Source organism: Streptomyces spinosisporus, from assembly GCF_022698145.1.
In the GTDB taxonomy this organism is placed as follows: domain Bacteria; phylum Actinomycetota; class Actinomycetes; order Streptomycetales; family Streptomycetaceae; genus Streptomyces; species Streptomyces spinosisporus.
In genome coordinates this window covers 873,584-894,642 of sequence record NZ_JALDAX010000001.1, presented here as the reverse complement: position 1 = coordinate 894,642, position 21,059 = coordinate 873,584, and the positions used below count along the sequence as shown (strand labels likewise).

General features: G+C 69.0%; 21 protein-coding genes. 8 read left to right on the top strand and 13 right to left on the bottom strand.

Annotated features, from left to right (window positions below; translation table 11 throughout):
- Positions 1-45: 45 nt before the first annotated feature.
- The 8 genes from MQN93_RS03825 to MQN93_RS03790 form a co-directional block, all read right to left on the bottom strand.
- Positions 46-1,944 carry an APC family permease gene (locus tag MQN93_RS03825; RefSeq protein WP_242708275.1) on the bottom strand — a complete coding sequence of 633 codons (1,899 nt, stop codon included), beginning with the start codon at positions 1,942-1,944 and terminating at the stop codon, positions 46-48.
- A 401-nt stretch (positions 1,945-2,345) separates the two neighbouring features.
- Complete coding sequence (locus MQN93_RS03820; protein WP_242708274.1) at positions 2,346-4,892, bottom strand: sensor histidine kinase; 2,547 nt, start codon at positions 4,890-4,892, stop codon at positions 2,346-2,348.
- 37 nt (positions 4,893-4,929) lie between these two features.
- Positions 4,930-5,613 (bottom strand): response regulator, encoded by a 684-nt coding sequence (locus MQN93_RS03815; RefSeq protein ID WP_242708273.1) that lies wholly within the window; start codon positions 5,611-5,613, stop codon positions 4,930-4,932.
- Between the two features lie 114 nt (positions 5,614-5,727).
- Positions 5,728-6,339 (bottom strand): potassium-transporting ATPase subunit KdpC, encoded by a 612-nt coding sequence (kdpC, locus tag MQN93_RS03810; protein ID WP_242708272.1) that lies wholly within the window; start codon positions 6,337-6,339, stop codon positions 5,728-5,730.
- 5 nt (positions 6,340-6,344) lie between these two features.
- Complete coding sequence (gene kdpB, locus MQN93_RS03805; RefSeq protein WP_242708271.1) at positions 6,345-8,444, bottom strand: potassium-transporting ATPase subunit KdpB; 2,100 nt, start codon at positions 8,442-8,444, stop codon at positions 6,345-6,347.
- Positions 8,445-8,488: 44 nt separating this feature from the next.
- Positions 8,489-10,150 carry a potassium-transporting ATPase subunit KdpA gene (gene kdpA / locus MQN93_RS03800; protein ID WP_242708270.1) on the bottom strand — a complete coding sequence of 554 codons (1,662 nt, stop codon included), beginning with the start codon at positions 10,148-10,150 and terminating at the stop codon, positions 8,489-8,491.
- A gap of 9 nt (positions 10,151-10,159) precedes the next feature.
- Positions 10,160-10,249: a K(+)-transporting ATPase subunit F gene (kdpF, locus tag MQN93_RS03795; RefSeq protein ID WP_033264828.1), complete on the bottom strand. Its 90-nt coding sequence runs from the start codon at positions 10,247-10,249 to the stop codon at positions 10,160-10,162.
- Positions 10,246-10,386, bottom strand: a complete 141-nt coding sequence (locus MQN93_RS03790; RefSeq protein ID WP_242708269.1) for a hypothetical protein — start codon at positions 10,384-10,386, stop codon at positions 10,246-10,248. Before MQN93_RS03790 ends, kdpF begins: the two co-directional genes overlap by 4 nt.
- Before the next feature lie 234 nt (positions 10,387-10,620).
- Here MQN93_RS03790 and MQN93_RS03785 point away from each other — a divergent pair, with 234 nt between their 5' ends.
- Positions 10,621-11,229 (top strand): hypothetical protein, encoded by a 609-nt coding sequence (locus MQN93_RS03785; protein ID WP_242708268.1) that lies wholly within the window; start codon positions 10,621-10,623, stop codon positions 11,227-11,229.
- A gap of 232 nt (positions 11,230-11,461) precedes the next feature.
- On the opposite strand, the gene MQN93_RS03780 is transcribed toward MQN93_RS03785, so the two are convergent.
- The 3 genes from MQN93_RS03780 to MQN93_RS03770 form a co-directional block, all read right to left on the bottom strand.
- Positions 11,462-12,241: a DUF4118 domain-containing protein gene (locus MQN93_RS03780; RefSeq protein ID WP_308404241.1), complete on the bottom strand. Its 780-nt coding sequence runs from the start codon at positions 12,239-12,241 to the stop codon at positions 11,462-11,464.
- A 127-nt stretch (positions 12,242-12,368) separates the two neighbouring features.
- Positions 12,369-12,458, bottom strand: a complete 90-nt coding sequence (locus MQN93_RS03775) for a potassium-transporting ATPase subunit F (protein ID WP_242708267.1) — start codon at positions 12,456-12,458, stop codon at positions 12,369-12,371.
- Between the two features lie 271 nt (positions 12,459-12,729).
- Complete coding sequence (locus tag MQN93_RS03770; RefSeq protein ID WP_242708266.1) at positions 12,730-13,137, bottom strand: SseB family protein; 408 nt, start codon at positions 13,135-13,137, stop codon at positions 12,730-12,732.
- 107 nt (positions 13,138-13,244) lie between these two features.
- On the opposite strand from MQN93_RS03770, the gene MQN93_RS03765 reads away from it, so the two are divergent.
- A complete protein-coding gene (locus MQN93_RS03765; RefSeq protein ID WP_242708265.1) occupies positions 13,245-13,775 on the top strand; it encodes a hypothetical protein in 531 nt (176 codons plus the stop codon).
- Positions 13,776-13,795: 20 nt separating this feature from the next.
- Here the strand turns inward: MQN93_RS03765 and MQN93_RS03760 are convergent, their stop codons facing one another.
- Entirely contained in the window at positions 13,796-14,116 is a 321-nt protein-coding gene (locus tag MQN93_RS03760; protein WP_242708264.1) for a hypothetical protein, read from the bottom strand.
- A gap of 1,254 nt (positions 14,117-15,370) precedes the next feature.
- Between MQN93_RS03760 and MQN93_RS03755 the strand changes: the two genes are divergently transcribed.
- From MQN93_RS03755 to MQN93_RS03745, 3 genes are read left to right on the top strand one after another with little or no spacing between them, the layout of a single operon-like run.
- Complete coding sequence (locus tag MQN93_RS03755; RefSeq protein ID WP_242708263.1) at positions 15,371-16,444, top strand: aromatic ring-hydroxylating dioxygenase subunit alpha; 1,074 nt, start codon at positions 15,371-15,373, stop codon at positions 16,442-16,444.
- Positions 16,441-16,683 (top strand): hypothetical protein, encoded by a 243-nt coding sequence (locus MQN93_RS03750; RefSeq protein WP_242708262.1) that lies wholly within the window; start codon positions 16,441-16,443, stop codon positions 16,681-16,683. The genes MQN93_RS03755 and MQN93_RS03750 overlap by 4 nt, the downstream gene beginning before the upstream one ends.
- Positions 16,680-17,615: a PDR/VanB family oxidoreductase gene (locus MQN93_RS03745; RefSeq protein ID WP_242708261.1), complete on the top strand. Its 936-nt coding sequence runs from the start codon at positions 16,680-16,682 to the stop codon at positions 17,613-17,615. The genes MQN93_RS03750 and MQN93_RS03745 overlap by 4 nt, the downstream gene beginning before the upstream one ends.
- Here MQN93_RS03745 and MQN93_RS03740 read toward each other — a convergent pair.
- Positions 17,530-18,381 (bottom strand): IclR family transcriptional regulator domain-containing protein, encoded by an 852-nt coding sequence (locus MQN93_RS03740; RefSeq protein ID WP_242708260.1) that lies wholly within the window; start codon positions 18,379-18,381, stop codon positions 17,530-17,532. The genes MQN93_RS03745 and MQN93_RS03740 overlap by 86 nt on opposite strands.
- Positions 18,382-18,536: 155 nt before the next feature.
- Here MQN93_RS03740 and MQN93_RS03735 point away from each other — a divergent pair, with 155 nt between their 5' ends.
- Genes MQN93_RS03735 through MQN93_RS03725 form a run of 3 tightly spaced genes read left to right on the top strand, consistent with a single transcriptional unit; the run spans position 18,537 to position 21,057 of the window.
- The gene (locus MQN93_RS03735) at positions 18,537-19,508 is read left to right on the top strand and encodes an ABC transporter substrate-binding protein (protein WP_016431496.1); all 972 of its coding nucleotides are present in this window, start codon (positions 18,537-18,539) and stop codon (positions 19,506-19,508) included.
- Positions 19,505-20,278, top strand: coding sequence for an ABC transporter permease (locus MQN93_RS03730; protein ID WP_242708259.1), 774 nt, complete (start codon positions 19,505-19,507; stop codon positions 20,276-20,278). Before MQN93_RS03735 ends, MQN93_RS03730 begins: the two co-directional genes overlap by 4 nt.
- Positions 20,278-21,057, top strand: a complete 780-nt coding sequence (locus tag MQN93_RS03725) for an ABC transporter permease (RefSeq protein ID WP_037780891.1) — start codon at positions 20,278-20,280, stop codon at positions 21,055-21,057. The genes MQN93_RS03730 and MQN93_RS03725 overlap by 1 nt, the downstream gene beginning before the upstream one ends.
- The last annotated feature ends 2 nt before the right edge of the window (positions 21,058-21,059 follow it).

The following is a 21,059-nucleotide window of genomic DNA, read 5'->3' as shown; positions in this document are numbered from 1 at the left end:
ACGGCTTATTGACGGCTCCCCTGCGGCGGATCCGTGGCCTACGGGTCAGCCGACGGCGGACTTTCCGGGTGACCGGTCGAGGGCGGCATCCAGCTGGTAGGGCACACTGGTGACCATCACGCCGGGCATGAACAGCAGGCGGGCCTTGAGCCGCAGGGCACTCTGGTTGTGCAGAACCTGCTCCCACCAGCGGCCCAGCACGTACTCGGGGATGACGACCGTGACCACATCGCGGGGGCTTTCGCGCCGGACGCGGCGGATGTAGTCGAGGACCGGTCGGGTCACCTCCCGGTAGGGGGAGTCGAGGACCACCAGCGGCACGTCCAGATTGTGCTCGTCCCACTGGCGCTTCAGCTCGTCGCTCTCGTGGGGTTCGACGGAGACGTTGAGGGCTTCGATCTGGTGCGGTCGGATGGAGCGGGCGTAGCCGATCGCCCGCAGGGTGGGCGCATGGATCTGGGACACCAGCACGACCGCATGATTGCGGGACGGCTGCAGGGAGCCTGTGGTCGGTGCGACGGCCAGTTCCCGCGCGATCCGGTCGTAGTGACGGCGGATGCCCCGCATGGCGACGAACAGCAGCGGCATGGCGATGGTGACGATCCAGGCGCCGTGCAGGAACTTCGTCGCCAGCACGATCACCAGGACGACCCCGGTGAAGAACGCGCCGGTGGCGTTGATCGCCTGGGAGCGGCGGATCCGGTGCCGCGCCGAGGCCTCGCTGATGCCGGCGAGTTCCTTGGACCAGTGCTTGACCATGCCGGCCTGGGAGAGCGTGAAGGACACGAAGACGCCGACGATGTAGAGCTGGATGATCGAGGAGACGTCTGCGTCGAACGCGATGATCAGGCCGATCGCGGCGAGCGCGAGCAGGATGATGCCGTTGGAGAAGACCAGCCGGTCGCCGCGGTTGTGCAGTTGGCGGGGCAGGAAGCGGTGCTGGGCCAGCAGCCCGGCGAGCAGCGGGAAGCCGTTGAAGGCGGTGTTGGCGGCCAGGATCAGGATGCCCGCGGTGAACGCCTGCACGTAGTAGAAGAGGAACGTGACATTGCCGAAGGACGCCTTGGCGATCTGGGCCAGCGCGGTCGGGGTGGACATGCCGGCGGGCAGGCCGAGTTCGGTGGGGTTGTCTGCGACATGGACCTTGTAGAGCAGTGCCAGCGTGGTGATGCCGACGAACATGCTGATCGACATCAGGCCCATGATGGCCAGTGACTGTGCAGCGTTGCGGCTCTTGGGCTTGGCGAAGGCAGGCACGCCGTTGCTGATCGCTTCCACGCCGGTCAGCGCGGTGCAGCCGGAGGCGAAGGCACGCATGGCGAGGAAAATCAGGGCCAGGCCGGTGTAGGTGCCGGTGGCGTGGATGGACAGGTGGGCGGACTCGGCGCGGATCGTTTGCCCGGTGGCCAGGCGGACGGCGGCGAAGGCGAACATCACGTAGATGCCGAGAACGAATCCGTAGGTGGGGACGGCGAACACCCGCCCCGACTCCTTCACGCCCCGCAGGTTCATCAGTGTCAGCAAGGCGACCGCGCCCACGGAGAGCTCCACCGCGTACTTGCCCAGGGATGGCGCGGCCGACGTGATGGCGGCCACCCCCGCGACGACCGAGACCGCCACGGTCAGGACGTAGTCCACCAGCAGGGCGCTGGCTGCGGTCAGGGAAGCGGAACGGCCGAGGTTTTCGGCACTGACCGCGTAGGCGCCCCCGCCGTTGGGATAGGCGTAGCACGTCTGCCGGTAGGAGGAGATCACCACCACCAGCAGCACGACGATCACTGCCGCCACGTACCAGGCCAGGTGCAGCAGTTGCGTGCCGCCGAAGGCCAGAATCAGCAGGATCTCCTCAGTGGCATAAGCCACCGAGGACAGCGGGTCACTGCAGAAGACCGGGATGGCCAGCCGCTTGGGCAGCAGGGTCTCGGTGAGCTGGCTCGTCCGCATGGGACGCCCGACGAGTATCTGTTTGGGCAGCAACCTCACACCTGGCGATGCTAGGTACGAGGGGGGCACACGCGGCAGTGCCGCACGTCAGAAAGGCATCAAGGCAGCGTTAAGATCCCGCGCGCGGCGTCACGCCAGGTCCCGTCGGCCCCCGGTCCTCGATGAGCGCGGGCGTCTCCGCGGCATCGGCCAGCCCATCGCTGAAGTCTCCGGTGGATGGCTTCGGCGTCTGCGTGGTGACCTCGTCAACGCGCGGTCGGTGTACTTGACGCAGCCGGGGACTCCGGGTTGCCCGCCCGCCGATCTCGCGTTCCCGATCGGGCCCCGCGGCACGCAGGCCGGCGATGGATGCTGAAGCCAACAGCTTCCCAGCGCAGTGTCGTTGGGCCGCGCGTGGCGTTCTACGAGACGGTGGTCTCGGAAAGGTCCGATGCGGCCTGGGACCTGCCCTCCGCGGCGGGGAGGCTGAGGACCATGGTGAGGCCACCACCGGGGGTGTCCTCGGCGTGCAGGCTGCCGCCCATGGCCTTGGTGAAGCCGCGGGCGACGGCGAGGCCGAGGCCGACGCCGTTGCCGCGTGGGGAGTCGCCGTAGCGCTGGAACGGCTCGAAGATGCGGTCCTTCGCCTCGTTGGGAACCCCGGGGCCCCGGTCGACGACCCGTACCTCGACGCGGTCGGCAATGGCGCTGGCGGAGATGAGCACCTTCTCGTCGGAGGAGCTGTATTTCACGGCGTTCTCAACGACGTTGGCGACCGCGCGCTCCAGCAGCCCCTTGTCCACGAAGACCATCGGCAGCGTCTCGGGGATGTCCAGCTCCGTACTGTCCTCCGGTACGCCGCCCAGCGCCATCGGTACGACCTCCTCGAGGTCGACCTCGCGGATCAGCGGGGTGACCGTGCCGGTCTGCAGCCGCGACATGTCGAGTAGGTTGCCGATGAGGTGGTCGAGGCGGTCGGCGCCCTCCTCGATGCCGGCCAGCAGTTCGGCCTGGTCCTCCTCGGACCAGGCGACGTCGTCGGAGCGCAAGGAGGTGACCGCCGCCTTGATGCCGGCGAGCGGGGTGCGCAGGTCGTGGCTGACGGCGGCGAGCAGGGCGGTGCGCATCCGGTTGCCCTCGGCCAGGACCCTGGCCTGGTCGGCCTCCTGCTGCAGTCGCTGGCGGTCGAGGACGACGGCGGACTGTGCGGCGAAGGCGGCCAGTACCCGGCGGTCCTCGGCCGGCAGCACCCGGCCGGTCAGCGCGAGCGCCATATGGTCCCCGACCGGCATGTCCACGTCCGCGTCCTCGGGCCGGTTGACCGGCTGCCCGGGACCCACCCGGCCGGCGCACGTCCAGGGTTCGCGCTCGCTCGCGCGCTCCAGCAGCGCCACGGACTCCATCACGAAGGTCTCCCGGACCCGCTCGAGCAGCGCCTCCAGGCTGGTCTCGCCGCGCAGGACGTTGCCCGCGAGGAAGGACAGGATCTCCGACTCGGCGCGCAGCCGGGCGGCCTGGTGGGTGCGCCGGGCGGCGAGGTCGACGACCGAGGCGACAGACACGGCCACCGCCACGAAGATCACCAGGGCGAGGATGTTCTTCGGGTCGGCGATCGTGATGCGGTGCACCGGCGGGGTGAAGAACCAGTTCAGCAGCATCGACCCGAACGCCGCCGAGGCCAGCGCCGGCAGCAGCCCGCCGAGCAGGGCCGCCGCGACCGTCAGCGTCAAGAACAGCAGCATGTCGTTCGTCAGGCCGAGATCCGCGTCGGTGTGGGTCAGCAGTAGCGTCAGCAGCATGGGTCCCGCGATGCCCGCGAGCCAGCCCCAGATGAGGCGTGAGCGGCCCAGCCGCGCGCCCCGCGCGATGGGCAGTCCGCGCCCCTTGCCCGCCTCGTCATGGGTGATGAGGTGGACGTCGAGGTCGGGTCCGGAGTCGCGGGCCACCGTCGCGCCGACGCCGGGCCCGAAGACGTACTGCCAGCTCTTGCGCCGGGAGACGCCGAGCACGATCTGGGTGGCGTTGACGCCGCGCGCGAAGGCGAGCAGCGCGGCCGGTATGTCGTCGCCGACGACGTGGTGGAAGGTGCCGCCCAGGTCCTCGACGAGGGTGCGCTGGACGGCGAGTTCCTTCGGGGAGGCGCCGGTGAGGCCGTCGCTGCTGGCTATGTAGACGGCCAGCACCTCACCGCCCGCGCCCTTCTCCGCGAGCCGTGCGGCACGGCGGATGAGGGTGCGGCCCTCGGGGCCGCCGGTGAGGCCGACCACGATCCGCTCCCGCGAGCCCCAGATCTTCGACACCCGGTGCTCGCTGCGGTACTGCTTCAGGTATTCGTCGACCCGGTCGGCCACCCACAGCAGCGCCAGCTCCCGCAGCGCGGTGAGGTTGCCGGGCCGGAAGTAGTTGGACAGGGCCGCGTCCACCTTGTCCGGCTGGTAGATGTTGCCGTGCGCCATGCGGCGGCGCAGTGCCTCCGGCGACATGTCGACCAGCTCGATCTGGTCCGCGCGGCGCACCACCTCGTCCGGGACCGTCTCCCGCTGCCGTACGCCCGTGATCGACTCGACCACGTCCCCGAGCGACTCCAGATGCTGGATGTTGACGGTGGAGACGACGTCGACGCCGGCGGCGAGCAGTTCCTCCACGTCCTGCCAGCGCTTGGCGTTGCGGGAGCCGGGGACGTTGGTGTGCGCGAGTTCGTCGACGAGGGCGACCTGGGGGCGGCGGGCGAGCACGGCGTCGACGTCCATCTCGGTGAAGGCGGCGCCGCGGTACTCCAGCTCCTTGCGGGCGACCTGCTCCAGGCCGTGCAGCATCACCTCGGTGCGCGGCCGGCCGTGGTGCTCCACGAAGGCGACCACGCAGTCGGTGCCCCGCTCCACGCGCCGGTGCGCCTCGGAGAGCATCGCGTACGTCTTGCCGACGCCCGGTGCCGCACCGAGGTAGATCCGAAGCCTGCCGCGTGTCATCTCTCTCGTCTCTTCGTCCGTGCCGGCCCCTGGGCCGTCATGCCTCAAAGCGGTACCCCATGCCCGGTTCGGTGATCAAATAACGGGGGTGGGCGGGATCCGATTCCAGTTTGCGGCGCAGCTGCGCCATGTAAACCCGCAGGTAGTTGGTCTTGTTGCGCTGCGAGGTCCCCCAGACCTCCTGGAGCAGCTGTTTCTGCGTGACGAGCCGCCCGGGATGGGTGACCAGGATCTCCAGCAGGTGCCATTCCGTCGGGGTGAGGCGCACGGTGTGCTCCCCGCGCAAGACCTTCTTGGCCAGCAGGTCGATGGCGAAGTCGTCGGTCTTGACCAGCGTCGCCTCGGGGACGAGCGGCAGTTCCTCGGTGCGGCGGACGGCGGCCCGCAGCCGGGCAAGCAGTTCGTCCATGCTGAACGGTTTGGTGATGTAGTCGTCCGCCCCGGCATCAAGGGCGGCGACCTTCTCGTCCGAGGCACGGCGCGCGGACAGCACCAGGATGGGGACGCGGGTCCAGCCGCGCAGCGCCTGGATGACGTCGACGCCGTCCATGTCCGGCAGGCCGAGGTCCACGATCACCACATCCGGCTGGCGGGCGGCGGCCAGCCGCAGGGCCGTGGCACCGTCCGGCGCAGCGTCAACGCCGTACTGCCGGGCCTGCATGTTGATCACGAGGGCTCGTACGAGCTGAGGGTCGTCCTCCACGAGCAGCACCCGGGTCATCGGCGTGCGGCCTTCCTGTCGTCAGTGGGTCTGCACCTGCGGTGGGGCGGCGGGCGCCGGCAGGCCGGGCACGCCCGGTCCGCCGGCTCCCGGCCGTCCATCTCCGTAAGCCCATTACTTCTCGGCGAGTTGCTTCAGCGCGATGTTGAGTTCCAGGACGTTGACGTGGGGCTCACCCATGAAGCCGGCCGTACGGCCCGTGGTGTGCTCGTCGACCAGCATCTGCACCCGCGCCACGCTCAGCCCGTTGTGCTCGGCGACCCGCTTGACCTGAATGTCCGCGTAGGCCGGGGAGATGTCCGGGTCGATGGCGGAGGCCGAGCCGGTGACCGCGTCGGCCGGCACCCGCGATGCGGGCACGCCGTTGAAGGCGGCGACCTGCTTCTTGGCCGCCTTGACCGCCGCGACCAGCTTCGGGTTGCTGGCGCTGAGCTGGCTGGAGCCGGTCGAAAGCGGGTCGTAGCCGCTGTTGGAGGGGCGGGGCTGGAACCATGTCGGGTCCGGCTTGTCGGCGCCCTTGATGTTCCAGCTCTGGCCGATCAGCTTCGAGCCGACCTCCTTGCCGTCGACCTTGACGATCGACCCGTTGGCCTTGCCGTGGAACAGTGCCTGGCCGATACCGGTGACGACGAGGGGGTAAACGATCCCGGTCACGACGGTCAGGACGAGCAGCATGCGCAGCGCGGCCCACACCATGCGCGCCGAGTTCGCGAGAGAGGCGTTCATGTCCTTCACCCGATTCCGGGGATGAGCGAGATGAGCAGGTCGATGAGTTTGATGCCGATGAACGGCGCGACCAGTCCGCCGAGGCCGTAGATGCCGAGGTTGCGGCGCAGCATCTTGTCGGCGCTGACCGGCCGGTAGCGCACGCCCTTGAGCGACAGCGGGACCAGCGCGACGATGATCAGCGCGTTGAAGACGACCGCGGACAGGATCGCGGAGTCGGGTGAGGACAGGTCCATGATGTTGAGCTTGTCGAGGCCCGGGTAGACGGCAGCGAACAGCGCCGGGATGATCGCGAAGTACTTCGCGACGTCGTTGGCGATGGAGAACGTCGTCAACGCGCCCCGGGTGATGAGGAGTTGCTTGCCGATCTCGACGATCTCGATGAGCTTGGTCGGGTTGGAGTCGAGGTCGACCATGTTGCCGGCCTCCTTCGCGGCCGACGTGCCGGTGTTCATCGCGACCCCGACGTCCGCCTGCGCGAGGGCCGGCGCGTCGTTGGTGCCGTCACCGGTCATCGCGACGAGCTTGCCGCCCGCCTGCTCCCGCTTGATCAGCGCCATCTTGTCCTCGGGCGTGGCCTCGGCGAGGAAGTCGTCGACGCCCGCCTCCTCGGCGATCGCCTTGGCCGTCAGCGGGTTGTCACCCGTGATCATGACGGTCCTGATGCCCATGCGGCGCAGTTCCTCGAACCGCTCCCGCATGCCGTCCTTGACGACGTCCTTGAGGTGGATGACGCCCAGCACCCGGGCGCCGCCGGCGTCCTCGACCGCGACGAGCAGCGGGGTGCCCCCTGCCGCGGAGATCTTGTCGGTCAACTCCTGGGTGTCCCGGGCGACTTCGCCGCCCCGCTCGGTGACCCAGGTGATCACCGAGGCCGTGGCGCCCTTGCGGATCCTCTTCCCGTCCACGTCGACGCCCGACATGCGGGTCTGCGCGGTGAACGCGATCCACTCGGCGTCGGCCAGCTCGCCCTGGTGCCGCTCGCGCAGGCCGTACTTCTCCTTGGCGAGTACGACGACGGAGCGGCCCTCGGGCGTCTCGTCGGCCAGCGACGACAGCTGGGCGGCATCCGCGAGGTCGGCCTCGGAGATACCCGCAACCGGCACGAACTGGGATGCCTGACGGTTGCCGAGGGTGATGGTGCCGGTCTTGTCCAGCAGCAGCGTCGACACGTCGCCTGCGGCCTCGACGGCACGGCCGGACATGGCCAGCACGTTGCGCTGCACCAGCCGGTCCATGCCCGCGATGCCGATGGCGGACAGCAGGGCGCCGATCGTGGTCGGGATCAGGCAGACCAGCAGGGCCACCAGCACCACCATCGTCAGGTGCGTACCCGCGTAGTTGGCGAACGGCGGCAGCGTCGCGCAGGCCAGCAGGAAGACGATGGTCAGCGAGGCGAGCAGGATGTTCAGGACGATCTCGTTCGGCGTCTTCTGCCGTGCCGCGCCCTCGACGAGGCTGATCATCCGGTCGATGAAGGTCTCGCCCGGCCTCGTCGTGATCTTGATGACGATGCGGTCGGAGAGGACCTTCGTGCCACCGGTGACGGCGCTGCGGTCGCCGCCGGACTCGCGGATGACGGGCGCCGACTCACCGGTGATGGCCGACTCGTCGACCGAGGCGACGCCCTCGACCACATCGCCGTCGCCGGGTATGACATCCCCGGCCTCGCACACGACGAGGTCGCCGATCGCCAACTCCGTACCGGGGACCCGCTCTTCGGCTCCCGCCGCGAGCCGCCGGGCGACGGTGTCCGTCTTGGCCTTGCGCAGCGTGTCGGCCTGGGCCTTGCCACGGCCCTCGGCGACCGCCTCGGCGAGGTTGGCGAAGACCACGGTCAGCCACAGCCAGGCGCTGATGGTCCAGCCGAACCAGTCACCCGGATCCGTGAACGAGAAGATCGTCGTCAGCACCGAGCCAACGAGGACCACGAACATCACGGGCGACTTGACCATCACCCGGGGGTCGAGCTTGCGGAAGGCGTCGGGCAACGACCTGACCAGCTGCCCGGGATCGAAGAGACCTGCACCGACCCGTCCCTCGGGGGCCTTGTGTCCCGTCGGTGCGTCCTGGTGGGGCGCGAGCGTCGGAGTGCCAGTGGACATGTCGTCCTGCTTCTTTGCGTCGGTTTTCTGGGAATTCGTCACCATCACGCCAGCCCCTCGGCCAACGGACCCAGCGCCAGCGCCGGGAAGAACGTGAGACCCGTGATGACCAGGATCGCGCCCACCAACAGGCCGGTGAACAACGGCTTCTCGGTGCGCAGAGTGCCCGCGGTCGCCGGAATGGGCTGCTGCCCGGCCAGCGAGCCGGCCAGCGCCAGGACGAACACCATCGGCAGGAAGCGGCCCAGCAGCATGCACAGGCCCAGCATCGAGTTGTGGTACTCGGTGTTCGCCGCGAAACCGGCAAAGGCTGAGCCGTTGTTGTTCGACGCGGACGTGTAGGCGTACAGCACCTCGGAGAAGCCGTGCGCGCCGGCGTTGGTCATCGACGACTGGCCCTTGCCCAGGGCCATCGCCAGCGCTGTCCCGATCAGCACCAGGGCCGGGGTGACGAGGATGTAGCAGGCCGCCAGCTTGATCTCACGGGTGCCGATCTTCTTGCCCAGGTACTCAGGGGTGCGGCCGACCATCAGACCCGCGATGAACACCGCGATGACCGCCATGATCAGCATGCCGTACAGGCCGGAGCCGACACCGCCGGGCGCGATCTCGCCCAGCATCATGCCCAGCAGCAGTACCCCGCCGGACAGGCCGCTGAAGGAGTCGTGGAAGGAATCCACCGAGCCGGTGGACGTCATCGTCGTGGAGACCGCGAACAGGGAGGAGTTGCCCTCGCCGAAGCGCTGCTCCTTGCCCTCCATCGCGCCACCCGCCAGGTGCGACGCTGTGCCAGGGTGGGCGTACTCGAGCCAGGTGACGGCGACCACGGCGAGGAACCAGATGATGCCCATCGCGGCGACGATCGCGTAGCCCTGCTTGACCGAGCCGACCATCTTTCCGAAGGTGCGCGGCAACGAGAACGGGATCACCAGCAGCAGGAAGATCTCCAGCCAGTTGGTGAAGCCGTTGGGGTTCTCGAACGGGTGCGAGCTGTTGGCGTTGAAGAAGCCGCCGCCGTTTGTGCCCAGGTCCTTGATGGCCTCCTGCGAGGCCACGGCGCCGGGACTGATGGCCTGCTTGTCGCCGCTCAGCGTGGTGATGTGATGGATGCCGGCGAAGTTCTGGATGGCGCCCGCCGCGATGAGGATCACGGCCGCGATGACCGAGATCGGGATCAGGATGCGGATGGTGCCGCGCACCAAGTCGGCCCAGAAGTTACCCAGTTCACCCGTGCGCGAGCGCGCGAAGCCGCGCACGAGCGCCACCGCCACGGCGATGCCGACGGCCGCGGACACGAAGTTCTGCACGGCCAGGCCCATCGTCTGAGTGACGTGGCTCATGGCCACCTCACCCGAGTAGGACTGCCAGTTCGTGTTGGACACGAAGGACGCGGCGGTGTTGAACGCCTGGTCCGGGCTGATGGCCTTGAAGCCCAGCGACAGCGGCAGCTTGTCCTGCACCCGCTGCAGCAGGTAGAGGAAGAGCACGCATACGGCGGAGAAGACAAGCACGCCGCGCAGATAGGCGGGCCAGCGCATCTCCGCATCGGGGTTCGCCCCGACCGAGCGGTAGATCCACTTCTCGACTTGCAGGTGTTTCCTGGAGCTGTAGACGGCGGCCATGTAGTCGCCGAGGGGACGGTGCACGAGGGCGAGCGCGCCGATCAGCGCGGTGGCCACGAGCACGTCAGCAAGTTCGGAACTCATGACGCGGCTCTAGAACCTCTCCGGGAAGACGAGGGCGAGGACGAGATAACCCAGCAGCGCGACGGCCACAACCAGGCCGACAATGTTCTCGGCGGTCACAGCTTCGTCACCCCCCTGGCGACGAAAGCCACCAGAACGAACACCGCAATGGTGGCAACGACGAAGGCCACGTCGGCCATCGTGAACTCCTGAATGAGGTTCGAGTAAGAATCGGACCAGTACAGAGAACCCGCCATCCGGCGGAATGCGACGCCCCTTAACGGCCCTCATACGGCAGCCCGGGCAGCCTTGACGAACCTCTTACGCCGCCACCGGCGCCCGCTGCGCCAGTGATCCCGCCCGTACGGACCAGCGCCCTGTGCCGGACCCGATCCCAGGTGGAGGGCGGGGCGTTAAAAAGCGGTCGGCAACCCGTTAGTGACGCGTCAAGAAGGTGGGCCAGGCCGATTCCCGTGCCTACCGTGCCCGGTATGGGACACCGCACGCACCGGTACAGGAACGGCCATGAGGCCGACCGATCCGGCCGTGGCAGCGGTGCCCCCGGGCTCCGCCAGAACCGGCTCGTGGACCGCCGGTGGGCTCCGGATCTGCGCACTGCGCTCTTGGCCACCGGCTCGTTCCTGGGGCTGCTGCTCCTGACGGATGCTGCTGCCGGCACGTTCACCGCCCAACGGGCCGGCCTGTGGAGCGGACTCGCTCTGCTCCTGTTCCACACCCTGATGCCGGACCGGGTGGCGGCCGACGAAGGCTGGCTGGCCGTTCGAACACTTCTGGCCACCCACCGGGTACGAACCGACCGTCTGGTCGAGGTGCGCGCCACGGGGCACGCGGGGCAACGCCTGGTCCTGCGCGACGCGTTCGGCGGACGCGTCGAGTTCGACACTCAGGTCCTGGTCGACAACCCGGACTTGTGGCACCGCCTCGACACCGACGCCCGAACGTCGCCTGCCGCAGGCCACACGGTGTCATGCCGGGCATCCCTGAGCGCACTGGCGCAACGCATCGACCGCGAGACGGCGCGGGCGGTCTTCCACGTCTCCGGCCTCACCGAAGAGCCGAAAGACCCCTGCGACTCATAGGCACACTGCACCGCCAGTGCCCGACACCCTCACCCCACCGGGTGCGGCCGCACGCCCACCACCAGCCGACCAGGCCACCGTGTCGTGCTCGGCACCACCCCGTTCCGGGTCCCCCGGATCCACACCACGAGCTCAAGATCTCTCGCTACGGCCACCACGAGAGGCAGCAGCGAGCGCCGCTACGCCGGCATCATCGTCATTGCGTATGCCGCGGCACGGCCGTTCGAAATCGTCAGGTCCGTGCACGCCCGTTTGCCAGCCCTGCTGTGTCCAGGGCCGCGCCCGCCTGGTCGGCCAGCGTCACCGCGACCAGCCGGGCCTTCAGCGCCGGCATGGGCCCCGGAGCGGGATCGAGCATGAACCGCCCGAAGTAGTGCCCGTTGCCGTAGGCCCTCAACTCGATCTCCGCCTCCGGCCAACCGCTCGTACCAACGTCCCAGGGCCGCCGCCCGACCACCACCGTCCCGTCCTGCTCCAGCCTCGGCGGCTGCCCCAGCAGCGTGCCGTACTCGAACCGGCAGCCCCGCAATCCCAGCAACTCGATCAGCTGACGCCGCACATGCTCGACGACCACATCGGCCGAACCGATGCTCCGGGCGAGGTCCGCCGTCTCATGGATGCGGCGCAGGTGGTCGGCGTCTGTCACGGTGACCAGCTCAAGCCTCCTGGCGCGAGCAGCCAGTTGGGAAACGACGAGGCCGACGACCAGCAGCAGCGCGGCTGTTTCCATGTCGTCGGTGCGGCTCATGGTGAACCGCTCATAGGGAACGGTGAGGAAGAAGTCGAACCACACCGCCGCCGACAGCGCCGCGACCGCGCCGGCGATCCGGTGGCCGACCGCCGCGACAGTGACGACCACCACGACCAAGACCAGTGCCATGTTCGTGTTCGACAGATCGGTCCGGACGGGCGCCAGCACCGAAGCCACCAGGAACGGCCCCACCAGCGCGGCGACGGACGCCACCCGGGTACGCAGCGCACATCCCATCCTGTCCTCGCCTTCCGTGGTCACGGCCTCGGTTCCTGCGCTCACGCACCGCCTCCTACTCTCCGCGTGCGACAAGACCCGCCGTATTCTCGGCGACCGTGCCGAGGGCGACCGCCAGCCGTCCCGGCCGTACGTCGCTCATCGGCCCTTTTCAGAACTTCTCCGGGAACCTGACCGCCAGGACGAGATACCCGACCAGAGACACGGCGACGATCACTCCCACCACATGTCCGGCACTCACCTATGCTCAGCTCCTTCAGCCGTCGGCGGTGGCCTGTCCCGTACCGCACCAGGGCCGATTTTCCTCACCGAAGCGCTACCGCGGGCCACAGGACACAGTTTTGACGGATTCCTGACGCGCGGTCCAGATACCTGGACGGAGCTCTAACACCTGAGGAGCCGGGGATACAGGGACATGCGTATCGACACACGTGCTCACGCGGGGCAGGACTACGCGGGTGCAACACCTCCCCACAGGATGCGGCCACCTTCCTCTGGAGTGCCGCGAACCGTCATGGCTGGGCGAGCACGGTGCGGACGACCTCGTCGGGCAGGACGAACGCATCCGGATGTCCGAGATCGATGACCAGGTACAGCTCGGGTGCGGGCCACATGGCGGCGAGCCGGCCCAACGGCACCAGCCGGTAGGCAAGGACGTTCGGCAGGGCGGCACCCAACCGCTCCTCGCAGGTGAACACCGGCACCGCACACAGGTCCTCGGCGTGACGAAACACAGGCAGGACGAACGACCACGGACCAGCGTTAGGAGGTTGAAGGTCCCGGCGGTCGATCACGGGCACGAGCACCGGCGTCACCGCCAGCATGCTCAGTGCGGACCGCACCGCCTGGTCGCTCGCCGAGGCGTCAGCCAGCGTCCTCAGCGCCGCCTGTGGGGACGGCTGATCCGGAACGTCGGCCATGATTCCCTCCGTCTGGCCGATCCCGCGAGTCTCCGCGGGTGGGTCGGCGGGCATCTCTGTTGTCGGGCCGGCGATCTGCCTGCAACCTATATTGGCACAATGCAAAGATGACAGGAACTGCCGCACGTACCCGCGCCACACTGATCGCCTCCCTGTCCGTGACCCTCGCCGTTCTTACCGGGGGCTGCACGAGCGCCAGCCCTCACAGCACCTCAGACACCTCCCGCGCCGGAGCCAGCCCGGGAGTCACCTCATCCACCGGCCGCCTCAGTGTGCACACCGCCGACGTCGACCTGACGATCACGGACGCCGTGGCGCACCTCGATCGTTCCGGTGACGGCATGCTCACCATGTCAGTGCGCAACGGCGGAGCGGTGCCCGAACATCTCGGCATGGTCGCGACACCGGACAAGGGGCGAGGTGTCCTGGTTGGCGGGAAGTCGACCGAGGGCAACGGGTCCCTGTCCACCGCGGGGATCCTGTTGCTGCCCGGCAACACGGTCACCTTCCACGGCGGCGGGCCGAGCGTGCTGCTGCACCATGTCCGCGGCATCACCGCCGGGCACACGCTCCCGCTGTCCCTCCAGTTCGGGGTGGCGGGGCTGGTCCACCTTCAGGCACGCGTTTCGTCGTCCTGACCGCGGCGCTCAGGCGGACCTCACCGCCACCGATCTTCCGGACCACGCCCGGTCGCGACGCCGGGGAATGCCGCGTCGAGCGCCTGGGCGCGGTCGGCGTAGCCGGTGATGCGGGTGACGAGGCCATCGTTGACGTCGAACACGTGGTACACCACGGTCTGCGGGCCAGCAGGAGCCACCGTGCCGTGGATCCGCAGGCCGAGGACGCCGGCCGCCGGGTAGGTGAAGGTCTCCTCGACGGCTGCCCACAGGCCGAGGATGTACGGGCGGGCGCACCACCTCCGGACATGGGTGCGGGTGTGGCACCCGGCGCTGCCTTCGTCGGCCGGGTGCCAGCACACGTTCAGTGCAGGATGTCGACGAGCAACCGAAGTCGGCGGTGTGCAGGGCATCGCGCAGCCGAGCGCTCACGGCGCCGGAGTTGGGCCGGGAATCTGGTGTCATCTGGACCTCTCGAGTATGCGGAAGGTGTAGCACCGGGCCGTTCCCTGCTTCGGGTTTACCGCGCCAGGAGCAGCGTCATACGGTCTGCCCGGTTGACGCAAGACGGGTCTCCGCTTCCCGGCGAGCGAGGTGCCCGCGAGACGGCGCGCGCCCGGCAGCCCGGCGGAGCGCAGAGCGGTGCGGCGGATGCGCAGGAGCCGCGCCGATTCAGGAACGAACCAGCCCCTGATGAGGGAGGGCGGGCCGGCGAGCGAGGCGCTGGGCAGCGCTGGGCGTACCTTCAGTCCGCAATCACCCCTTGGTGACCCGCTTCTTCGTCCTGCTCGTGGTCAGTGCATTGCCCTCACTCAGGCTCTCGGTCTCGGTCCAGGTGAACAGGTCGTCCACGTACTCGACATTCTTGAGAGGCTTGTCGCGCTCGGGAGGGATGCTCCCATGCAGTCGACGGCATCCGGAACTGGTTCAGCGCTGCCAGAACCAACAGCCAACGCGTCAACGGCCTGCCACTCGTACACGACGACATCGCTGGCAACGCACATTGAGGTCGTGAACAAGAGCCCCGAACCGGCGCGAACCCACCCACTCACGGCGGCCATCACCGCCTCAGCTTGCCCCGGCCTGCTGCCCGAACCTACTTCTGCGAGGACACCAACGGCTGTGCCGTACAGCTGTCCACTTCTTCCCCAGCGGATTGATCCTGCTTGCCACCTCCGTGACCTGCGATAACCCAGCCAGGTACGCCATGACGGGCCGATTCGACCCGGATTCGACCCGGCGCGCCTTCGCCACCGCACTGATCAGTCTTGAACTGGAAAGATGCAAGTTCTGCCGGTGTACCGCTCAAGGCCCGGCAAAAATTTGGCGCGTTAATCTACAAGGATTCCATTCTCGGACAACTGCGACAGTCACACGATCGATCGTGCTCGCCCACCCATCAGCGGCCGCCTATCTGGAGTGATCCACCAAGCGGCGTCCCCCCATAGCCGCTCCCAGGGATAAGCAGGGCGCACGGCAAGGCTCTGATCAGCTCTTTCGTAGGGACACTTCCGCCTGGCAGAAGCCGCCTTGCGCGGCAACCACAGCCCTCACGAACCTGATTCCAACCACGGCACGCGGGGCGACGACGCCCCGCCGACAGGGACGGGAACGCCATGCCGCACATGACCGCCTTCGCCAGGAACCAGTGGTACGTCGCCGCCTATGCGGGCGAGGTCGGGCGCGAGGAACTGCTCGGACGGACGATCCTCGGGGAGCCCCTCGTGCTCTACCGGACCGAGGAGGACGGGACGCCCGTCGCGCTCGCCGACCGGTGTGTGCACCGGCGCTTCCCGCTGCACGAGAAGCCGAGCCGGCTCGACGGCGACAAACTCGTGTGCGGGTACCACGGGTTCACGTACGACACGAGCGGTACGTGTGTGTACGTGCCCGGGCAGAAGCGGATACCGCGCACCGCGCGCGTCGCCTCGTACCCCGTCGTCGAGCAGGACTCGCTGGTGTGGGTGTGGATCGGCGACCCCGCGCTCGCCGACCCGCAGACCATCCCGCGCGCCCGGCATCTCGACTCCCCCGGCTGGGTCACCGTGCGCGGCATGGAGCCGATCGACGCCGACTACGGGCTGCTGGTCGACAACCTCCTCGACCTCTCCCACGAGACCTATCTGCACGGCGGCTACATCGGCACCCCCGAGGTCGCCGAGACGCCGATCACCACCGAGGTCGACGAGGGCGCCGGCATCGTGCGGGTCAGCCGGCACATGGACGACGCCGCCTGCCCGCCGTTCTACGCCAGGTCCACCGGCATTCAGGGGCGGATCACCCGCTGGCAGGACATCGAGTACCACGCCCCGTGCCTGTATCTGCTGCACAGCCGGATCGCGCCGGTCGGCGTGGTGCCGGAGGCCGACGGCAGCGATCCGAACGGCTTCCACACCGAGATCACGTACGCCATCACACCTTCCGCCGACGGGCACGTGTACGACTTCTGGATGGTCTCGCGCGACTGGGCGGTCGACGACGCCGAGGTCACCGAGTTCCTGCGGGCCAACAACCACACCGTCGTCATGCAGGACGTCGACGCGCTCAACGTGCTCCAGAAGACCCTGGGTTCGGAGCGGACGGGGTACCAGGAGCTGAGCATCAACATCGACACCGGCGGTCTGGCCGCCCGCCGCATCCTCGCCCGCCTGGTCGAGGAGGGCGAGAAGCCCGTGGAGAAGGTCCAGTGAGCAACAGCCCCACCGGCGAGATCTACCGCATCGACTGGCTGCCGGGCACCGACACCCTGCACGGCACCTGTCACTGCGGCGCCGAGCACACCGCCCAGGACCCCGTCGCGATGTGGGAGTGGATGCTGGGCCATCCCGAGGGGCACCATCCCGAGGGGCACCATCCCGAGGGGCACCATCCCGAAGGACTCCGGCCGTATCCCGAAGGACACCACCCGCAGGAGAGCAGCGCGTCATGACCGTGTACGAAGCCGAACTCGTCGTCGCCCGCCGGGAGTCCGCGGCCGACGGCGTGCTCGCCCTCACCCTGCGCCATCCGCTCGGTGAGGACCTGCCGGCCTGGGAGCCGGGCGCCCATGTCGACGTGGTGCTCGGACCGGAGCTGGAGCGGCAGTACTCGCTGTGCGGCGACCCGGCGGACCGTTCGGCGTGGCGGATCGCGGTGCTGCGGGAGCCGGAGGGGCGCGGTGGATCCGCCCGGGTGCACGAGCAGTTGTGCGAGGGCGACAAGGTGCGGGTGCGCGGACCGCGCAACCACTTCCGGCTGGAACCCGCCACCCGCTACCGCTTCGTCGCGGGCGGCATCGGCATCACCCCGATCCTGCCGATGCTGGCCGTGGCGGAGGCGGCGGGGGCGGAGTGGACGCTGGTGTACGGCGGGCGCACCCGCAACTCCATGGCTTTCACGCGGGAGTTGGCGCGGTACGGGGACCGGGTGACCCTCTGTCCGCAGGACGAGTCCGGGTTGCTGGACCTGGACGCGGTGACGGCCGATCTGCCCGAGGGCACGCTCCTGTACTGCTGCGGCCCCGGCCCTCTGCTGGACGCGGTCGAGGTGTGCTGCCCGGCCGACCGGCTGCGGGTGGAGCGGTTCACGCCGAAGGAGCAACCGGCCGGTGTCAACGGCGAGTTCGAGGTCGAGCTGGCGCAGAGCGGCCGTACCGTCACCGTCGCACCGGACGTCTCCGTGCTGGACGCCGTCCGTGCCGCCGGCGTCGAGGTGCTGTACTCCTGCACCGAGGGCACCTGCGGCACCTGTGAGACCGACGTGCTCGACGGCACCCCGGACCACCGTGACTCGGTGCTCACCGACGCGGAACGGGAGAGCGGGGAGACGATGATGATCTGTGTGTCCCGCTGCCGCGGGAAGCGGCTCGTGCTGGACCTGTGACCCCGAGGTCGGCGTCGATCCGGGCGACCGTCTCCAGCAGGTGCGGCAGCAGGTCCCGGCGGATCGACTCGACGGAGGTGCGGCCCGCCGGGACCGCTATGTTGACGGCCCCGACCACCTCGCCGCTCCGGTCGCGCACCGGGGCGGCCACCGACCGGAGCCCCTCCTCCAGCTCCTGGTCGACGAGGGCGTACCCCTGCCGCCGTACCCGCTGAAGTTCCGCCCGCAGGGCCGCGGTTGACATCACGCTGTGTTCCGTCAGGGGCAGCAGTTCGATGCGGGCGAGCCGGGCGTCGCTCTCCTCCTGCGGCAGATGGGCCATGATCACTCGGCCCGTGGAGGTCAGATGGGCCGGGAAGCGGGTGCCCACGGTGATCGCCGCGGACATGATGCGGCGGGTGGGGACCCTGGCGACGTAGACGACGTCGTCGCCGTCGAGGACGCACAGCGACGACGACTCCCGTACCTGCTCGACGAGTTGCTCCAGATGCGGTTCGGCGATCTGCGGCAGCGTGATGCCGGCGAGATAGGAGTAGCCGAGTTCCAGCACGCGCGGGGTGAGGCGGAAGAGGCGGCCGTCCTGGTGGACGTAGCCGAGGTCGAGGAGGGTCAGCAGCAGCCGGCGGGCGGCGGCCCGGGTCAGTCCGCAGGCGTCGGCGACCTCGCTCAGGGTGCGCTCGGGGTGCTCGGCGTCGAAGGAGCGGATGACGGCGAGGCCGCGTTCGAAGGACCTCACGAAGTGCGGTGCTCGGGCTCCCTCTGGCATGACCACCCCCAAAGTGTCAACAATGTTGTCAGCGAACCTATTGACCGGAGCCGTTGCCGCTTCTACCTTCCCGCTGAGCAGGTCTGCGCACTACTGTGCGCCTTGCGCACAACCTGTCGGAACACCGCTGCACCGTTCTCTGCACAGGAGGAGCCATGCGCCGTCTGATCGCCGGTCTCACCACCGGCACGTTCCTGCTCGCCGCGACGGCCTGCGGCTCGTCCGGGGGCTCCGGCTCGTCGGACGGCGGCGCCTCGTCCGGCGGGACCACCACCATCAAGGTCAGCACCATCCCGATCGTCGACACCGCCCCGCTCTACGTCGGCCAGGCCAAGGGCTTCTACGCCAAGCACGGGCTGAAGCTCACCATCAGCCAGGCCCAGGGCGGCGCGGCCATCGTGCCCGGCGTGGTCAGCGGCCAGTACCAGTTCGGCTTCTCCAACGTGACCTCGCTGCTGATCGCCCAGACCAACAACGTGCCGGTCAAGGCCGTGGCCGAGGGCAACAACTCCACCGGCAAGGAGAACGCCGACTTCTGCGGTCTGCTGGTCCCCAAGGGCAGCAGCATCACCTCGGCCAAGCAGCTCGCGGGCAAGAAGGTCGCCGTCAACAACCTCAACAACATCGGCGACACGACGGTGCGCGCCTCGGTCCGCAAGGCGGGCGGCGACCCCTCGAAGATCAAGTTCGTCGAGCTGCCCTTCGACCAGATGCCGGCCGCGCTCGACAAGGGCCAGGTCGACGGCGCCTTCATCGTGGAGCCCGCCTTCACGCAGGCCAAGAGCGAGGGCGCGAAGAACGTCGGGTCCCCCTTCGTCGACGCCGCCGAGAATCTCACCGTCGCCATGTTCTTCACCTCGCAGCAGTACGCCCAGAAGAACCCCGACGTGGTGAAGAGGTTCCAGGAGGCGACCAAGGAGGCCCTCGCCTACTCCGACAAGCACCCGGACGAGGTCCGCAAGATCGTCGGCACCTACACCAAGATCCCCTCGGCCCTGCTGTCCAAGATGACGCTGCCGCGCTGGCCCGCGGAGCCCAACAAGGCCTCGATCGAGGCGCTGGCAAAGCAGGGCGAGCAGGACGGCCTGTTCAAGTCGACCCCGGACGTCGACAAGCTGATGCCGTGAAAGGGCTGAACGCCGCACTCGGTGCGGCCGGACTCGCGGCCTTCCTCGCCCTGGGCGAGGTGGTGCCGCGGACCGGTCTGGTCAAGGAGAGCTACTTCCCGCCGACCAGCCGCATCGCCTCCGCCCTGGGGGACGAGATCACCGACGGTGCGTTCTGGTCGGCGCTCGGCGACACCCTCACCGGCTGGGCGATCGGACTCGCGATCGCGGTCGGCGCGGGAGTCGTTGTCGGCGTGCTCGTCTCCGTCGTGCCGTATCTGCGCGAGGCGACGGCCTCCACGATCGAGTTCCTGCGCCCCATCCCCTCGGTCGCCCTCATCCCGCTGGCGGTCCTGCTGTACGGCACCGAACTGCGCTCCGTCCTGCTGCTCGTCGTGTACGCGTCGTTCTGGCAGGTCCTCATCCAGACCCTCTACGGCGTCCAGGACGTCGACCCGGTCGCCGAGGAGACGGCGCGCTCGTACGGCCTCGGCACCTGGGCGCGGGTGCGGTACGTGCTGTGGCCGACCGCGCTGCCGTACGTCATGACGGGGGTGCGGCTGGCCGCCGCGGTGGCGCTGATCCTCGCCATCACCGCCGAACTCGTCATCGGCGCACCGGGGTTGGGCCAGCAGATCGCGGTCGCGCAGAGCTCGCAGGCGGTGCCCGAGATGTACGCGCTGATCGTCGTCACCGGACTGCTGGGGCTGCTCATCAACGTCGGCGCGCGCACGGTCGAGCGGCGGGCGCTGGCCTGGCACCAGTCGGTGCGCGGGGAGGTGGCGGTGTGATCGGGCGCGTGCTGCTGAGGGCGGTGTTCGTCCTCGCGCTGCCCGCGGTGCTGATCGCCGTGTGGTGGGCCGCCTCCAGCGGCAGCGTGAACCCCTACTGGCCGCCCCTGCGGACGATCCTGACGACCTTCCCCGACGTGTGGACCGCCGACCGGCTGCGCTCGGACGTGCTGCCGAGCGTGCTCAGGCTGCTCGGCGGCTATGCCACGGCCGCCGTCGTGGGCGTCGCGCTCGGCACGGTCATCGGCTCCTACCGGCGGGTGCGCGCCCTCTGCGAACCGGTGCTGGAGTTCCTGCGGGCCGTCCCGCCCCCGGTGCTGGTCCCGGTCATCATGCTGTTCGCCGGCATCGGCAACTCGATGAAGGTCGTCGTGATCGCCAGCGGCTGTGTGTGGCCGATCCTGCTCAACACGGTCGAGGGCGTACGCGCGGTCGACTCGGTGATGCTGGAGACGGCCCGCTCCTACGGCATCACCGGCGCCGCCCGGCTGCGCTCGCTGGTGCTGCCCTCGGCCGGCCCGCAGATCTTCGCGGGGCTGCGCCAGGCGCTGTCCATCGGCATCATTTTGATGGTGATCAGCGAGATGTTCGCCGCCAGCAACGGCATCGGCTTCACCGTCGTGCAGTTCCAGCGCAGCTTCGCCATCCCCGACATGTGGACCGGCATCCTCGTCCTCGGGCTGCTCGGCTTTGTCCTGTCCGTCGTCTTCCAGCTGGTCGAACGGCGAGTGCTCGCCTGGTACCACGGCCTGCGCGCATCCACCCGGCGGTCGGCGTGAAC

Coding starts and splice junctions, on each gene's coding strand:
- MQN93_RS03825 (WP_242708275.1), bottom strand. CDS start 1,944: ATGCGGACGAGCCAGCTCACCGAGACCCTGCTGCCCAAGCGGCTGGCC.
- MQN93_RS03820 (WP_242708274.1), bottom strand. CDS start 4,892: ATGACACGCGGCAGGCTTCGGATCTACCTCGGTGCGGCACCGGGCGTC.
- MQN93_RS03815 (WP_242708273.1), bottom strand. CDS start 5,613: ATGACCCGGGTGCTGCTCGTGGAGGACGACCCTCAGCTCGTACGAGCC.
- kdpC (WP_242708272.1), bottom strand. CDS start 6,339: ATGAACGCCTCTCTCGCGAACTCGGCGCGCATGGTGTGGGCCGCGCTG.
- kdpB (WP_242708271.1), bottom strand. CDS start 8,444: ATGTCCACTGGCACTCCGACGCTCGCGCCCCACCAGGACGCACCGACG.
- kdpA (WP_242708270.1), bottom strand. CDS start 10,150: ATGAGTTCCGAACTTGCTGACGTGCTCGTGGCCACCGCGCTGATCGGC.
- MQN93_RS03790 (WP_242708269.1), bottom strand. CDS start 10,386: ATGGCGGGTTCTCTGTACTGGTCCGATTCTTACTCGAACCTCATTCAG.
- MQN93_RS03785 (WP_242708268.1), top strand. CDS start 10,621: ATGGGACACCGCACGCACCGGTACAGGAACGGCCATGAGGCCGACCGA.
- MQN93_RS03770 (WP_242708266.1), bottom strand. CDS start 13,137: ATGGCCGACGTTCCGGATCAGCCGTCCCCACAGGCGGCGCTGAGGACG.
- MQN93_RS03765 (WP_242708265.1), top strand. CDS start 13,245: ATGACAGGAACTGCCGCACGTACCCGCGCCACACTGATCGCCTCCCTG.
- MQN93_RS03755 (WP_242708263.1), top strand. CDS start 15,371: ATGCCGCACATGACCGCCTTCGCCAGGAACCAGTGGTACGTCGCCGCC.
- MQN93_RS03745 (WP_242708261.1), top strand. CDS start 16,680: ATGACCGTGTACGAAGCCGAACTCGTCGTCGCCCGCCGGGAGTCCGCG.
- MQN93_RS03740 (WP_242708260.1), bottom strand. CDS start 18,381: ATGCCAGAGGGAGCCCGAGCACCGCACTTCGTGAGGTCCTTCGAACGC.
- MQN93_RS03735 (WP_016431496.1), top strand. CDS start 18,537: ATGCGCCGTCTGATCGCCGGTCTCACCACCGGCACGTTCCTGCTCGCC.